General features: G+C 64.9%; 15 protein-coding genes. 9 read left to right on the top strand and 6 right to left on the bottom strand.

Annotated features, from left to right (window positions below; genetic code table 11):
• The 3 genes from ON44_RS07655 to ON44_RS07645 all read right to left on the bottom strand — a co-directional run bounded on the left by ON44_RS07655 (position 1) and on the right by ON44_RS07645 (position 3,495).
• On the bottom strand, positions 1-585 hold the full coding sequence (locus tag ON44_RS07655; protein ID WP_245567044.1) for a TetR/AcrR family transcriptional regulator: 585 nt from the start codon (positions 583-585) through the stop codon (positions 1-3).
• Between the two features lie 135 nt (positions 586-720).
• Positions 721-1,935: a L,D-transpeptidase gene (locus tag ON44_RS07650; RefSeq protein ID WP_040687394.1), complete on the bottom strand. Its 1,215-nt coding sequence runs from the start codon at positions 1,933-1,935 to the stop codon at positions 721-723.
• Positions 1,936-2,061: 126 nt separating this feature from the next.
• Positions 2,062-3,495 carry an LCP family protein gene (locus ON44_RS07645; protein ID WP_373283136.1) on the bottom strand — a complete coding sequence of 478 codons (1,434 nt, stop codon included), beginning with the start codon at positions 3,493-3,495 and terminating at the stop codon, positions 2,062-2,064.
• Between the two features lie 352 nt (positions 3,496-3,847).
• Here ON44_RS07645 and ON44_RS07640 point away from each other — a divergent pair, with 352 nt between their 5' ends.
• Positions 3,848-4,501 (top strand): SDR family NAD(P)-dependent oxidoreductase, encoded by a 654-nt coding sequence (locus ON44_RS07640; protein ID WP_040687392.1) that lies wholly within the window; start codon positions 3,848-3,850, stop codon positions 4,499-4,501.
• Positions 4,502-4,627: 126 nt separating this feature from the next.
• A complete protein-coding gene (locus ON44_RS07635; RefSeq protein WP_051181690.1) occupies positions 4,628-5,758 on the top strand; it encodes a serine hydrolase domain-containing protein in 1,131 nt (376 codons plus the stop codon).
• 56 nt (positions 5,759-5,814) lie between these two features.
• Here ON44_RS07635 and ON44_RS07630 read toward each other — a convergent pair whose 3' ends face one another.
• Together ON44_RS07630 and ON44_RS07625 are read right to left on the bottom strand one after the other, a co-directional pair.
• The gene (locus ON44_RS07630; protein WP_040687446.1) at positions 5,815-6,597 is read right to left on the bottom strand and encodes a DUF8020 domain-containing protein; all 783 of its coding nucleotides are present in this window, start codon (positions 6,595-6,597) and stop codon (positions 5,815-5,817) included.
• Positions 6,598-6,777: 180 nt separating this feature from the next.
• Entirely contained in the window at positions 6,778-8,235 is a 1,458-nt protein-coding gene (locus ON44_RS07625) for an MFS transporter (RefSeq protein ID WP_040687390.1), read from the bottom strand.
• 130 nt (positions 8,236-8,365) lie between these two features.
• Here ON44_RS07625 and ON44_RS07620 point away from each other — a divergent pair, with 130 nt between their 5' ends.
• The 4 genes from ON44_RS07620 (at position 8,366) to ON44_RS07605 (ending at position 11,852) form a co-directional block, all read left to right on the top strand.
• The gene (locus ON44_RS07620) at positions 8,366-9,067 is read left to right on the top strand and encodes a TetR/AcrR family transcriptional regulator C-terminal domain-containing protein (RefSeq protein WP_040687388.1); all 702 of its coding nucleotides are present in this window, start codon (positions 8,366-8,368) and stop codon (positions 9,065-9,067) included.
• 82 nt (positions 9,068-9,149) lie between these two features.
• Entirely contained in the window at positions 9,150-10,250 is a 1,101-nt protein-coding gene (locus tag ON44_RS07615) for an LLM class flavin-dependent oxidoreductase (RefSeq protein ID WP_040687445.1), read from the top strand.
• A gap of 130 nt (positions 10,251-10,380) precedes the next feature.
• A complete protein-coding gene (locus tag ON44_RS07610; protein ID WP_040687386.1) occupies positions 10,381-10,929 on the top strand; it encodes a YceI family protein in 549 nt (182 codons plus the stop codon).
• Positions 10,930-11,000: 71 nt separating this feature from the next.
• On the top strand, positions 11,001-11,852 hold the full coding sequence (locus ON44_RS07605) for an NAD-dependent protein deacetylase (RefSeq protein WP_040687444.1): 852 nt from the start codon (positions 11,001-11,003) through the stop codon (positions 11,850-11,852).
• Positions 11,853-11,857: 5 nt separating this feature from the next.
• Here ON44_RS07605 and ppnP read toward each other — a convergent pair whose 3' ends face one another.
• Positions 11,858-12,169 (bottom strand): pyrimidine/purine nucleoside phosphorylase, encoded by a 312-nt coding sequence (gene ppnP, locus ON44_RS07600; RefSeq protein ID WP_040687385.1) that lies wholly within the window; start codon positions 12,167-12,169, stop codon positions 11,858-11,860.
• 66 nt (positions 12,170-12,235) lie between these two features.
• Here ppnP and ON44_RS07595 point away from each other — a divergent pair, with 66 nt between their 5' ends.
• The 3 genes from ON44_RS07595 to ON44_RS07585 all read left to right on the top strand — a co-directional run bounded on the left by ON44_RS07595 (position 12,236) and on the right by ON44_RS07585 (position 14,515).
• Positions 12,236-13,075: a DUF72 domain-containing protein gene (locus tag ON44_RS07595; RefSeq protein WP_245567042.1), complete on the top strand. Its 840-nt coding sequence runs from the start codon at positions 12,236-12,238 to the stop codon at positions 13,073-13,075.
• An 89-nt stretch (positions 13,076-13,164) separates the two neighbouring features.
• On the top strand, positions 13,165-14,010 hold the full coding sequence (locus tag ON44_RS07590) for an alpha/beta fold hydrolase (RefSeq protein ID WP_051181689.1): 846 nt from the start codon (positions 13,165-13,167) through the stop codon (positions 14,008-14,010).
• 46 nt (positions 14,011-14,056) lie between these two features.
• Positions 14,057-14,515, top strand: a complete 459-nt coding sequence (locus tag ON44_RS07585) for an SRPBCC family protein (RefSeq protein WP_040687383.1) — start codon at positions 14,057-14,059, stop codon at positions 14,513-14,515.
• Positions 14,516-14,517 lie beyond the last annotated feature (2 nt).

Genomic DNA, 14,517 nt, shown 5'->3' with positions numbered 1-14,517 from the left:
TCAGGCCGGGCCGGAGCCGAGTAAGACCAGTGCGGCGCGAGTCAGTGTGGGCGCCAAGGCCGGTAGCTCCTGCGGCCCGGACTCGATCAGGGTGGCCCGGACTCGATCGTCGATGCCGCCGAGCAGCACATCGATCAGTCCGGGATCGGGTTCGGCGCGAACTTCGCCCGCCCGCACGCCGATTCGCGCCGCGGCCACCATCCGATAGCCGAACATGCGGTGCGTGCGGGCCCGGCGGGCGATGAGTCCCGGTCCGGCGGCGAGGGTTTCGATATGCAGCGCACGTGCTGCTGCCGGCTCGGCGGCCAGGAACTCCAGATACGTTTTCAGTGTCGTGCGCACCAGCTCGACGAAGGTGTCCGCACCCGATTCCGCGACGACCCGGTCGAGTTCACGGGTAATGACGTCGACCGCGAAATCGAAAGCGGCGGTGAAGCATTCCTCTTTGCTCTCGAACAGCCCGTAGAACGTGCGCCGGGCAACCCGGGCCCGACCGACGATATCGGTGATCGTGGTCGGGCCGTAGCCGAGTTCGGCGACCGCCTCCAATGCGGCGATATATAGCCGCTCGCGCTGTGACGTCACGACTTCGTCCCGGGTCAAGCGATGCGGCCCTCGGGGCAATCGGTCCGGAGAAGCGCTGGTCAAGACGGTCATAATGCCGACGATTCTGCCACACCTGGAACTTTCGCCCGGAAATTCTGTCCGGCCCACAAAGACTCAGTGCAGAGCGCTGCCCTGAACCCACTCGTCCCACGGCACGCCCCAGTCCCCGTTCTGCCAGACCTCGAGCGGTGCGCCGCCGGTATTGCGGACCTCGACCACATCGCCCGGAATCGCAAAATTGTAGAACCACTGGGCATTCGCGAGGCTCAGGTTCAGACAGCCGTGTGAGAGGTTCTGGCTGCCCTGCGCCCATACGGTGGAATCGAGCTGGTGCAGGTAAATGCCGTCGGTGCTGATGCGGGTGGCCCAGCCGATGGCCTCCTTGTAGCCGAGCCGGGAATTGACCGGCAGGCCGTAGGTGGAGGAGTCCATGATCACCGGATTGCCCTTGTCCATCACGGTGTAGATGCCCGGCTGGGTCCAGAAGCTCAGCGTCTTACCCGCGATGACCTCGCTCCCACCTCTACCCATCGAGGTGGGCATGGTGCGGATCAGATTGCCGTTCTCGAAGACCTGCACCTGTTTGGTGTTGTCATCGGCAATGGAGACGTGCGATGGGCCGATGGTGAAGGTGGTCTTGGTGTCCTCCTGGCCGTAGAGGCCGCCGCCGAGGTCCGCGCCGTAGATGTTGGCCGCGGCGGTCACCTTGGTGCCCGGTGCGAAGTACTGCTGCGGTCGCCAGTGCGCGTTGCGCTTGTCGAGCCAATACCAGGAACCCTCGACCGGCGGGTTGGTCGTCACCGAGAGCCGCTTCTCCGCAACGGCCTTATCCGGGACGTCCTCATCGAAATGCGCGACCACGACGGTGCCGACACCGAAGGTGCCGCCGTCCGCCAGCGGTGTGCCGCCGGTGGTGGTCATATAGACCTTGGTCTGGTTGTTCGGCGCCAGCGTGCTGAAGGTCGAGGTGGTCGGCCCGACACGGCCGGTGATGGTGAGGCTTTCGGCGCTGATCGTGTAGGTGTGCCCGTAGCCGAGCGGATCGACGGGCTTCCACGCGGTCTTGTCCGGGGTGTAGATGCCCTCGATCGAGCGGCCCGCCTCATTCGTCAGGTTTACCGAGGTGAGCATGCCGTCGTTCGCGGTCACCACGACCGGCGCGAGCGGATCGACATTGTTGCCACCGCCCGGAGTGATGACGATCGGGGGCGGTGGCGGTCCGGCCTGGGTGGTCGGCGCTTCCGACTTCGATGAACATCCGGCGACGAGCAACATCATCACCAATGCAAAACCCGCAGCGGCTCTCCACCGGAAGCGGCGACTCGACATGACTCTCCTGTGTTTCGCCGTGCGTTCCCTGCGGCGCACCTACGACGTACTGGCCCGTGCCGTAGTTTACCGGCCATTTCGGACGTGGTTTGCCGCCGCGGGTGTGACCTGCGCGTATATCCGGCGTCAGTTGACGCAGGGCACGCTGCTGCCGATCGTGGTCGCGACCGGCTTGCCCGCATCGGGTGCGGGTGCGGCGGTGGTGGTGGTCGCGGTCGCACTGGTGGTCGGCACGAGTTCGGCGGGCATGGTGAAATCGCTGCCGACGACCACGGTGATGTGACCGGGTTCGACATTCGGCGACGCGGTCGCGGTGAGGCCGAGGATGTCGCCCAGCTGCGCGGCATCGGCATCGGCGCCGGTGCCATAGGTGATGGTGGAGGTTGCGCCGGTGCGGGTGCTGGTGGCCACGGTGCCCGCCGTATAGCCGCGTTTGGTGAGTGCGGTCGACAGCTGAGCGGCCCGACCGGTGTATCCGCTCGCATTGTTGACATCGACGATGCTGGTCGGGGTGCGCACCGAGGTGGTCGGCGTGGTCTCGATGCCGAAGGCGGCGCGCACTTCCTTCTTGATGGCCGCCGGATCGACGATATTGACGTCCTGACCGTCGATAACGTCGTAGCGCAGCACCGGCAGCGTCCGGAATTCGACCGAGATCGAGCCAGCCGAACCTAGGTCGCGGGCGAAGTCGAGCAGGTTCCAGCCGTCGGACAGCACGATATCGCGGTGTGCCACGTCCATGAGCCCGGAGAGCTTGCTCAAGTTGGTCAGCGTCCCGGTGTCCTTCAGCGATTTGGCGACCGAGGTCAGGAAGGCCTGTTGGCGGTGGGTGCGGTCGAGGTCGCCGTTCTCCAATCCGTGGCGTTGGCGCACGAAGGACAGCGCATTGGCGGCATCGAGATGCTGCGGACCCGCGGGGAAGACCGCGCCGGAGTAGTAGCTGTCGTCGACCGCGTGGTTGAGGCAGACATCGACGCCGCCGAGCTTATCGGCCAGATCGTAGAAGCCGACGAGCGAGATTTCGGCGAAGCGGTCGATGGGGACGCCGACCAGATTGCGCACCGTCTGCACGATCGATGCCCGCCCCGCCTCGCGGCCCGCGCGTTCCAGGGCCACCTTGTCCTTCATGCCCGAGTTTTCCAGCTTGGTCTCGGTGGCGGCCTTCTTCAGCCCGTAGGCCTCCTTGATCTTGGCGTGGTCGTAGCCCGGAATGCCGGAGACCGCGACATAGTCGTCGCGCGGAATGGAGAACGCGACGATCTTGTGCATATCCGCAGGAATATGCAGCAGGATCAGCGAATTCGCGTTGTAGCCGCCGTTGTCGCCGTCGCCGGCGTGCAACTGGTCCAGGATCGCCTTCGGCAAGTCGTTGCCGTCGAGGTCCTTGCGGGTATCCAGGCCGATCAGCAGGATATTCAGATCGCCGCCGAGTGAGCGCGGTGCGTCCTTGCCGATCGCGTCGGTGTGGGTGAAGCCGTTATCGAATTCGGTCTTGGCCGACCAGGCGAAGCCGGTGCCGGACAGAACGGCGAGAGCGGCGATCGATGTCAGGACGCGCATTGCGATCTTTGCCGCTTTGCGGGCGCGATGGGGTTTCGGTTCCGCTCGTCGGTGCGCTGCTCGCCGGTGTCCGGTGCGGGGAGTCTCGGTGATTTTGGGAAGCTCGACGGTGTCGTCATCCATGGCGGCGGCCTAGGTCCCGGATCATTCTCGCCGCCTCAGCTTTCGTCTCGGGTCACGACACAGCGCATGTACGGGTCATACCCGCTAACGACTAGTCGCACCCGCTAGTGAATGCTCGCAGGTCACTCGAAACCGCCTGCTCAACCGTCCCAGTGTTACCGACAGCGCTCGGGGCAGGCAAGAATCGGACATTGTGATCTGCACAGATTGACGATCTAGTCTCGTATACATGGCTGCTCCTGTGTTGCTCGTCCTCGGTGCCGGTCCCGGCGTCGGGCTGTCCGTCGGCCGCCTTTTCGCACGCGACGGGTATGTAGTGGTGCTGGCCTGCCGGCTCGGCGCGGAGGCCGAGCCGTTGGCGAAGGAATTGCTGGGCGAAGGTTTCGATGCCGAAGGTGTCGGTGTGGATCTGGCCGATCCCGACGATGTCACTCGTATTGTGACCGAGGTGGGCGAGCGGCACGGGCGCATCGACGTGCTGCACTTCAACCCGAGCATCTTCCGGCAGTCGGATCCGCTGCGGTTGACGGTCGGGGAGTTGATCGAGGACTTCACGATCGGCGCGGCGGCGCTGCTGCCCGCGGTACAGGCCGCGCGGCCGTTCTTCGCCCCCGGTGCGCGCGTGCTCGTCACGGGGAGTGCGGCGGCGGATAAGCCGTGGCATGAGGCGGCATCGCTCGGTGTGCAGAAGGCGGCGGTGCGCAATCTCGTCACCAGCCTGGACACCACCCTGGCGCCTGACGGTTTCCGCGCCGTCGCGGTGCAGATCAATGGCGTGCTCGGCGAAGGCGCGTTTACCCGGGAGCGGGTCGCCGCGGCATTGCATGCCGCCGCCGTCCGCCCCCTCGACGACTGGACACCCCATGTGTCCTATAACGGCTGATCCGACAAGACATTCCGACCAACGACGCGCCAGCGCCGGATTCTCCTTCGACCCGAACGGGACCCGCGTGGGTGTCACCGTGCGCACCGAAGGACCGGCCGAGCGGGTCGCGACGAAGGAGGATGGATGCGGCGGTTCAAGGTAACGACGGCTTTGGTCGCCGCACTGGTGATTTCGGTGCTGCCGAATCTCGCGGCGTCCTCGGCCCAACCGGCCACAGTGCACCCCCAAGTGCTGCAAGCCAGGCTGGATGACCTGGTCCGTTCGGCTTTCGTGCCAGGGGCGCAGCTGGTCGTAACCGCCGACGGCGACGCGACTCAGATCAATAGCGGCGTCGGCGATCTCGCGACGGGCGCTCCGTTCCCGGATGACGCACAGGTTCGGATCGCCAGCAATACCAAGACATTCGTGGCGACCGTGGTGCTGCAGTTGGTCGGGGAGGGGCGAATCGAGCTCGATGCTCCGATCGAGCGTTATCTGCCCGGTGTGGTGCGTGGCCCCGGTGGCGATGGGAATCTGATCACCGTCCGAAATCTGTTGCAGCACACCAGCGGTATTCCGGACTATCTCCTTCGATTGGACTGGGGGTCCGTCGAGGCATTGCAGCGGTACCAAACCCCGGATCAGCTGATCCGACTCGGATTGGATATGCCCGCGCTGTTCGCGCCCGGTTCGCGTTTCAGCTACTCCAATACCAATTACCTGCTGGCCGGAAAGCTGATCGAGCAGGTCACGGGACGGCCGCTAGGCGCCGAGGTGACGAACCGGATCCTGATCCCGCTGGATCTCCGCGACACCTATTGGCCCGCATTCCCGCAGGAGAACGTGATTCGCGGTCCACACCCGCGCGCATATCAGATCTTCAACGGTGCCCAGGTCGACATCACCGATATCGACCCGGGCTGGGGCCTGGCCGATGGCGCGCTCGTCTCCACCGATGCCGACTTGAACCGCTTCTTCTCTGCCCTACTCTCCGGAAAACTGCTTCGACCAACCGAACTCGCCGAAATGCAGCACACCATCCACGGCGGCGACCCAGCTCTCCCCGACGATGTCGGCCTCGGCCTGTTCCACCGCACCAACGCCTGCGGCATCGATATCTGGAGCCACGGCGGCGCCATGGACGGGTTCTTCGTCTTCGGCGGCTACACCCCCGCCCGCGGGATAACCGTCAGCCTCAACCAAGTCCCACCCCTGTTCGGCCTCGGCTACAAGGGCGCCATGGACAACCTGGTAGACGCCGCCTTCTGCGGGTGACGGAGTCAGTTCTGCGGCACGGCCGGCCGAGCTCGACCGGATGGCCGGAGGTGGAACTACTTCGGTGCGGGCGGCGCGGGTTGGGTCGTCGTCTTGTCCGCGAACCGGGTGGTGCCGTCCGGAGACATCATCGTGTTGACGTAATCCACCCCGGAGGCGATCAGGACCGGTCCGCCGACGACGATCGTGCCGATGATCCCGCCGAGGGCGGCGCCGGTGGACAAGCCGAGGATGCAGCCGGCGGCAATGGTGGCGACACATCCGACGACCGCGCCGATGGCGGTGCCGACGAAGCCGCCGATCGCCGTGGCCAGTCCGAACTGCATGGCGAATTCATCGCGGGCACGGTTGTTTTCGGTCATCGATGCGACCGGCTTGACGGCCAGTGGCTGCGAGATGTCGAGTCCGGCGGGCTTCTGCGCCGCCAGTTCCAGTACCGTGCCGTCCTTTTCGACCACCGGCTTGACCGGTATGTCGGTATCGGCGGCCCGGAACCGCAGCGGCAGCGTAAGGACGACGCGACCGTCGGTGTCGGCCAGATCGACGACATCGACCACATCGGCGATATCGGCGTCCTTGCCGTCTTTATCGACCAGCGTGCCGTCCTTGTCGACCAGCCGCCCGTCGCCGCCGGTCGCGAGCTCGCTTTCCGCCGCCTTGGACAGGGTGAAGGTGCCGTTACGCACGCTGGCCACCACCGTCTTGTCGACTAGCTTGACCGAGTACGTGATGTCCTGCCGCGGGGGCGCGGCGTCCGGCTCGGCATGCGAAACTCCGGCGCCCAAGGTCACGGCACCGATGACAAGGATCGCCGCCGCAGTGCTATCGCAAAGCTTCATTCGGGTGTTCCGTTCCGTCATCAGATGATTCGCTCTTCGCAACGCCCCGTGCAGGCTCGACTCTCCTGCTCGAGAAACTCCCCGTGCAATGTACTCGTATGCGCGGCAAGGAGGTCGAGGGGAGCGTAGCCGAGCCTGCGGCGCGAAGCGACCGGATTCGGGACGAAAGATCGATGCCAGCTATGACACGGTTACTTCCTCCGGCGTGTCGACCTGCGGCGTGGGCCGTGTCCGCAGCAGTGCCAACCCGAGTAATGCGGCGGCGATGCTGAAGCCCGCACTGATCCAGGCGCCGGTCGACATGGCATCGGTGAACGCTTCCTTGGCCGGTTCGACATATCCGAGTTGGAATGCGGCGCCGATGGATTCACGTGCGGCGGCGGGTGCGTCATCGGGCATATGCGACGTGAACACACCGGCCAGTACGCTACCCAGGATCGCGATGCTGATCGCCATGCCGACCTGCTGCAACGTGTCGTTCATGGCCGAGCCGACGCCCGCATGCTCGAGCGGAATGGCGCTCATGATCGCGGCGTACGCGGCCGGACCTGCCAGACCGCCGCCGATCCCCATGACCAGCATGCTGGCCAGCACCGCGAAATATCCGGTACCGACGGCCAGGATCGCGAACGCCCCGCCCATGACGAGCAAACCGGCGACGATGAGCGTCTTATTGCTCAACTTCTTGCCCAGTGTCGCGCCGAGACCGTTGCACACCGCGGCGGCCACCGCATACGGCAGCAGGGCCAGACCCGCCTTCATCGGCCCGTAGCCGAGTACGAACTGCAGGTACTGGGTGAGCATCAGCATGATCGCGCCCATACCGAACACCATCAGCAGCAGCGTGCAGCAGGTGCCCGTGAAATCGCGATTGCGGAACACCGCCAGCGGCAGCATCGGATGCGCCGACCGGCTCTCCCAGACCACGAATGCCAGCCCCGTGACGACGGCGAGTCCGATCATCGGGAGATTCCACTCGCGCTCGATGATCACGTAGACCGTCGAGGTGAGCGCGACGATGGACAGCAGCACGCCGATCAGGTCGACCGGTCGCTGCTCACCGGTGGATTCCGGCATCAGAACCAAGGCGGCGACAATCGCGAGCACCGCGACCGGGATATTGAGCAGGAATACCGACCCCCACCAATAGTGCTGCAGCAGAAGGCCGCCCAGCGTCGGCCCGAGGACGATGCCGACCATCGACACGGTGGACCAGGCGGCCATCGCCTTGCGCCGCTCGTCCTCGGCGAAGGTGGTCATCAGAATGGACAGGGTCGACGGCATGAGCAGCGAACCGCCGACGCCCATCAGGGCGCGCGCACCGACCACCTGCCACGGCTCGGTCGCCAACACTGCCGCGAGCGATGCCGCGCCGAACAGTGCCAGCCCGAGCACCAGCATGCGCCGCCGCCCGAACCGGTCGGACAGGCTGCCCGCGGTGAGCAACAGTCCAGCGAAGACGAGGACGTAGGCATCGAGGATCCACTGGACGTCCGACGGCGTCGCGTCGAGTTCCCGGATCAACGACGGAATGGCGATATTGAGCACAGTGCCATCGATCATCAGCACCAGCAGAGACAGACAGAGGACCCCCAGAATCCACCAACGGCGAGGATCTCGTACAACGTTCGATTCCACTCGAACACCGTACGATAGAATCGCACAATGTGCGAGAGAATTATGCTGACCCTGTGACTGAGCGCAGCGAGGGAACCGAAGACACAGCACATCTTGTCGCAGCGGAGCCGAGCGCTAGCGAGGCGGAGCTGTGACAAAGCAGCAGTTCTCCTCGGTGTGGACCCGCGAGCCGCGCCAACCGAAGGCGGCCGGACTGCGCCGCGACCAGATCGTCGCCGCCGCAATCGAGGTATTGGACGCCGAAGGGCTCGGCGCGCTGAGCATGCGAAAGCTCGGCGCGAAGCTCGATGCGGGCGCGACCAGCCTCTACTGGCATGTCGCGAATAAGGATGAACTGCTCGAACTCGTCCTCGACGAGATCTGGGGGCTGGTGCGGATTCCGGATCCGGACCAGGCCTCGTGGCGTGAGGTCGTCACGACCTACGCCTACAACTTCCGGCTCACCATGCTCGACCACACCTGGGTGACCACCTTGATCGGCTCCCTGCCGAGCGTCGGCCCGAAGGCCTTCGAACTCAGTGATCGACTGCGCCGCAGCTTCATCAGCGCCGGATTCACCGGCGTCGATATCTACCTCGCGAGTGGCACCGTGACGAGTTATGTACTCGGGCAGGTCATCCCGGAGATCACCGCGGCGAAAGCATTCGGCGACAAGGGGCTCGACAAGGACATGGTGCTCGACGTCATGGATGAGCTCGCGTCCGACTATCCGGAGATGCTCGCCGACTACCGGAAGATGCAACCCGCCGATTATCAGACCGCCCGCGCGATGGCCTTCGATTTCGGTCTGCTCTGCGTCATGGACGGTCTGGAGTCGCGGCTGCGCAAGTGACCCCTCGGGAATAGATGGCGATACCGCCCTGTTGGTTGCCATATCCACCAAATAGGTGTCAGACTTTCCGAGAGGAGGCGTGGTGCAGTTCGGAATTTTCACGGTGGGCGATGTGACGGTCGACCCGACGACGGGTCGGGCACCGACCGAGCACGAGCGCATCAAGGCGATGGTCACGATCGCGCGCAAGGCCGAAGAGGTCGGCCTGGACGTATTCGCCACCGGCGAGCATCACAACCCGCCGTTCGTGCCGTCGTCGCCGACCACGATGCTCGGCTATATCGCGGCGCAGACCGAGCGGTTGCAGCTGTCCACGGCGACCACACTCATCACCACCAATGATCCGGTGAAAATCGCCGAGGACTTCGCCATGCTGCAGCATCTGGCCGACGGTCGCGTCGATCTGATGCTCGGACGCGGCAATACCGGTCCGGTCTACCCGTGGTTCGGCAAGGACATTCGCGAAGGCATCCCGCTGGCGATCGAGAACTACCATCTGCTGCACCGGCTGTGGCGCGAGGATGTGGTCGACTGGGAAGGCCGATTCCGTACTCCGTTGCAGGCGTTCACCGCAACGCCGCGACCGCTGGACGGCGTACCGCCGTTCGTCTGGCACGGGTCGATCCGCAGTCCGGAAATCGCCGAGCAGGCCGCCTATTACGGCGACGGCTTCTTCGCGAACAATATCTTCTGGCCGAAGGACCACTTCCAGCGCCTGATCGAGCTGTATCGGCGCCGCTTCGAGCACTACGGCCACGGCTCCGCCGACCAGGCCATTGTCGGCCTCGGCGGACAAGTGTTCATGCGCAGGAACTCTCAGGACGCGGTGCGCGAATTCCGGCCCTACTTCGACAACGCGCCGGTCTACGGCCACGGCCCCTCGCTCGAGGATTTCACCGAGCAGACGCCGTTGACCGTCGGCAGTCCACAGCAGGTAATCGAAAAGACCATGACGTTCCGGGAAAGCTTCGGCGACTATCAGCGACAGCTGTTCCTGATGGACCACGCGGGTCTACCGTTGAAAACGGTGCTGGAGCAACTCGATCTGCTCGGTGCGGAGGTAGTTCCGGTGCTGCGCAAGGAGTTCGACGCACTGCGTCCGGCCCGTGTCCCGGATGCGCCGACTCATGCGTCATTGGTCGCGGCTCGTGCCCAGGACCACGCCATGAAGGTCGCGCAGTGACTGTGATCTCGGAATTCGCCGATCCGACCTGATCCCCCGGTGCAACGGCGCACCGGTCTTGTAGTGCCAGAACTGAATACTCGTTCGATATAAAAGTAATTGAAAAATCAACCACATGAGGAGACCAACAATGTCGACCACCACCGCCAAGGATCTGACCGCAGGCACCTGGGTCATCGATCCCGCCCACTCCACCCTCGGCTTCACCGTGCGTCACCTGATGGTCAGCAAGGTCCGCGGTCGCTTCGCCGACTTCTCCGGCAAGCTGGTCATCAATGAAGACGGCACCGCCTCGGCCGAGGCCGAGATCCTGGTCGAGTCGGTGACCACCGACAACGAGCAGCGCGACGCGCACCTGCGCACCGCCGACTTCTTCCACGCCGCCGACTTCCCGGTGGCCACCTTCAAGTCGACCGGATTCCGCATCAATGGTGAGGATTTCGTCGTCGACGGTGAGTTCACCATCCGCGGCACCACCCGCCCGGTCTCCCTCGATGTCGAATTCCTGGGCGTCAACCCCGGTATGGGCCAGGGCCCGGTCGCCGGTTTCGAGGCCAAGACCGTCATCAACCGTCGCGACTTCGGCATCACCATCGATATGCCGCTGCCCGACGGCGGCGCGGTGATCGGCGACAAGATCACCCTCACCCTGGAGATCGAGCTCGGCCTCCAGGCCTGATCAGGACCGACGTAGTGTTTTCGCCGCCGCCCGGGGTCACCGACCGGGCGGCGGCGCTTACTCTGAATTCCATGTCCGGATTCGACGCACCCGCTATCGAGCGGTTGGGCGGGCTGCTGGCTGGGCGGCGGGTCGCGGTGCTCACGGGGGCCGGGGTGTCGACCGACAGTGGGATTCCGGACTATCGAGGGCCGGGGTCGCCGGTGCGGACTCCGATGACGTACCAGCAGTTCGTAGGGGATGCGGCGTTTCGGCAGCGGTATTGGGCGCGCAACCATATCGGGTGGCGGGCCATGGACGGGTCACGGCCGAATGCGGCGCACCGGGCTCTGGCGCGGTTGGAGCGGGCCGGCGTCGTCACCGGGTTGATTACGCAGAACGTCGATCTGCTGCATACGAAGGCGGGTCATCGGCGGGTCATCGATCTGCACGGGACCTATGCGCGGGTGCGGTGTCTCGGCTGCGAGGCGCTGATTTCGCGGATGACCTTGGCCGAGCGGTTGGAGGCGGCGAATCCGGGTTTCGCGGCCTCGGCGACGGCCACCGGGGTGGAGGTGGCCCCCGATGCCGATGCGGTGGTCGCCGATACCGCGAATTTTCGGATGGTGGACTGCGCGCGCTGCGGCGGCATGCTCAAGCCGGACATCGTGTACTTCGGCGAGAACGTCCCCAAGGAGCGCGTCGCCACCGCGTTCGAAATGGTCGAGGCGGCGGACGCGCTGCTGGTGGCGGGATCGTCGTTGACGGTGATGTCCGGGCTGCGGTTCGTGCGATATGCGGCGAAACAGGGCAAGCCGGTCGCCATCGTGAACCGCGGCCGGACCCGAGGTGATGAACTCGCCACGCTCACCGTCGATGCCGGGTGCGCGGATGTGCTGACCGCGCTGGCAGATTCCCTGGGTGCCGAGCGCGTTCCCGTCTGACCGGCTCAGCCGAAGTGGCAGACGTAATGCAGCGTCGTGAGCACCTCGATCTCGAATGAGCTGTCGCCCGGCACCGAGAACGATTCGCCGCCGCGGTAGGTCACGGCCTCGGTCTCGCCGGCCAGGGTGACCTTGCACTCGCCCTGGATCAGCTCCATGATCTCCGGCTCGACCGTATTGAACGTCAGGGTGGACGGCAGGATGACGCCGACCGACTTCGCGGTGCCATCGGCCAGCTCGATGCTGTGGCTGATGCATTTGCCGTCGAAGTACACATTGGCCTTCTTGGCCACACTGACGTTCTCGAACCGCGTCATGATCTCTTTCCCGAGGTGCTGGAGGTGGAGCCGTCAGCGTACGCGACGTGCGTTAGCGTCCCTGTCATGCGGCTTCACGTGGGATGTGCGATGTGGACGCACGCGGCATGGCAGGAATATCAACCGCTTCCGGCCGAGCGGTTGCGGCATTACGCCTCGTGGTGCACCGCGGTGGAAGGCAATACGACTTTCTACGCGACGCCGACACGCAACACGGTGGAGTCGTGGGCGAAGCAGACCGATCCCGACTTCCGCTTCGTCGTCAAACTGCCGAAGCCGATCACGCACGAGCGCAGGCTGCACGGTGCGGAGGCCGAACTGCGCGCCTTCCTGGATGCGATGGCACCGCTCGGCCCGCGCATCCATGCGCTGTGGGTGCAGTTGCCGGGATCGTTCGGTCCGACCGATCTCGGGACGCTGGCCGGATTCCTGCGCGCGCTGCCCGACTCGTACCGGCCCGCCGTCGAGGTCCGGCATCCCGCATTCTTCGAAAATGACAGTGCCGCACGTCAATTGGAGCAGGTGCTCGCGCGCGTCGGTGCCGAATGGGTGCCCTTCGACACCACTTTGCTTTTCGAAGGATCCGCCGAGAGCGCCGCGGAGGCCGAGGCGCGGTCGAAGAAACCGCGTGTGCCGCGCCGCACGCGAGCGCTCACCGAATTCCCGATCGTCCGCTATCACGGCCGCGATTCGGCCGATCGCACGGTTGCCGGCTGGCAGCCGTGGCTCGACATCGTCATCGCATGGCTGCGCGAGGGTCGCTCACCAACGGTTTTCATCCATACCCCGGACAATGCCTCCTCCCTGCACCTCGCTCGCCGCTTTCATGACGAGGTGCGTGCCCGCCTGCCCGAACTCGAGTCGCTGCCCGAACCCATTCCGACCGAGCCGATGACTTTATTCTGAAATATCTCGAATAAGTAACAATCCCGAATGTGCGCTCGGCTAGAATGGAGGTGTTGCCACACCAGTGCCGAGCACGATGGAGGAAACCGATGAGCCAGGCTACTGCGCAGTCCGCATCCTTCACCTTGCGCGGCGGGGCCGGCACCCTGGCCGCCTGGGAATCCGTGCCGCCGCCTGACGTCGAGATGCGCGGCACGGTGCTGTTGGTCCCCGGCTTCACCGGCTCCAAAGAGGACTTCGAGGCCATGCAGCCGATTCTGTCGGCAGCCGGATTCCGTTGTGTCGCTTACGATCAGCGCGGGCAGTGGCAGTCCGACGGTCCCGATGAGGCGTCGGGGTACACGATGGCCGATTTCGCCGACGATCTGCTTCTCGTCGCCGACCAGATCTCGGACGACACACCGATTCACCTGGTGGGCCACTCATTCGGCGGCTACGTCGCTCGCGCAGCGCTAGCCGCCCATCCGGACGGCTTTCGCAGCCTCACCCTGCTCGCCTCCGGCCCGTCCTCGACCTCCGATATCAATTTCGCGCCACCGCAATTGGTCGCCCAACTCATCGAAAGCGGTGGCCAGCAGGCACTGTGGGAGCAGATGAGTCAGGCCGTGGCGGCCCTGGTTCCGCCCGCGAAACTCGAATTCCTGCGCAACCGCATCTTCACGACCAAGAAGGCGAATCTGATCGGCATCATGCGGGCCATGGAAGGCCCGACCGAGTGCACCGCCGCCCTGCGCGCCACCGGCCTCCCGATCCTCATCGCCTACGGCAACTCCGGCGATCTCTGGCCGCCGAGCGTCCACGAACGCTATGCCGAGGAATTGGGCGCGTGTACCGCGGTTTACGACGGCGTCGGCCACCTACCGAACGAGGAGCGTCCGGCGCGCGTGTGCGCCGATCTGATCACCTTCTGGACCGGCATCAGTCCGGCCCGGTGAGACGTAGGCGATACCTGTCTGAGAAGGCGCCTGCTAGCGTGCAGGCATGCACGACAGCGTGACGGTTCGAATGGCAGCACCCGCCGACAAGATCTGGGGTTTGGTCAGCGATATCACGAATACCGGCAAGTTCTCACCGGAGACCTTCGACACCGAATGGCTCGGTGGGGCAACGGCACCCGCCGTCGGCGTCAAATTCCGCGGGCACGTCAACCGCAATGGCTGGGGGCTGAAGTATTGGACGGTCTGCCGGATCGTCGCGTGCGAGCCCGGACGTGAGTTCGCATTCACCGTGCTCGGTCCGGGCGGAATGTCCGTCAATACCTGGCGCTACCGTTTCGATCCCGTCGAAGGCGGCACCGACGTAACCGAATCCTTCCAACTGAACGAACAAAACCTCCCCCTGCGCCTCTACTGGCTCCTGGCCGGCCGCTCCCGCGGCAAAACCAACCGCAACGGCATGCGCGAAACCCTCGAACGCATCAAGGCCTACATCGAGGAGTAACC

Source organism: Nocardia vinacea NBRC 16497 (assembly GCF_000308835.1).
Classification (GTDB): Bacteria; Actinomycetota; Actinomycetes; order Mycobacteriales; family Mycobacteriaceae; genus Nocardia; species Nocardia vinacea.
Note: the sequence above shows the minus strand (reverse complement) of the source record. Positions and strands in the feature narration are given on the sequence as shown.

Coding starts and splice junctions, on each gene's coding strand:
- ON44_RS07650 (WP_040687394.1), bottom strand. CDS start 1,935: ATGTCGAGTCGCCGCTTCCGGTGGAGAGCCGCTGCGGGTTTTGCATTG.
- ON44_RS07645 (WP_373283136.1), bottom strand. CDS start 3,495: ATGCGCGTCCTGACATCGATCGCCGCTCTCGCCGTTCTGTCCGGCACC.
- ON44_RS07640 (WP_040687392.1), top strand. CDS start 3,848: ATGGCTGCTCCTGTGTTGCTCGTCCTCGGTGCCGGTCCCGGCGTCGGG.
- ON44_RS07635 (WP_051181690.1), top strand. CDS start 4,628: ATGCGGCGGTTCAAGGTAACGACGGCTTTGGTCGCCGCACTGGTGATT.
- ON44_RS07630 (WP_040687446.1), bottom strand. CDS start 6,597: ATGAAGCTTTGCGATAGCACTGCGGCGGCGATCCTTGTCATCGGTGCC.
- ON44_RS07610 (WP_040687386.1), top strand. CDS start 10,381: ATGTCGACCACCACCGCCAAGGATCTGACCGCAGGCACCTGGGTCATC.
- ON44_RS07605 (WP_040687444.1), top strand. CDS start 11,001: ATGTCCGGATTCGACGCACCCGCTATCGAGCGGTTGGGCGGGCTGCTG.
- ppnP (WP_040687385.1), bottom strand. CDS start 12,169: ATGACGCGGTTCGAGAACGTCAGTGTGGCCAAGAAGGCCAATGTGTAC.
- ON44_RS07595 (WP_245567042.1), top strand. CDS start 12,236: ATGCGGCTTCACGTGGGATGTGCGATGTGGACGCACGCGGCATGGCAG.
- ON44_RS07590 (WP_051181689.1), top strand. CDS start 13,165: ATGAGCCAGGCTACTGCGCAGTCCGCATCCTTCACCTTGCGCGGCGGG.
- ON44_RS07585 (WP_040687383.1), top strand. CDS start 14,057: ATGCACGACAGCGTGACGGTTCGAATGGCAGCACCCGCCGACAAGATC.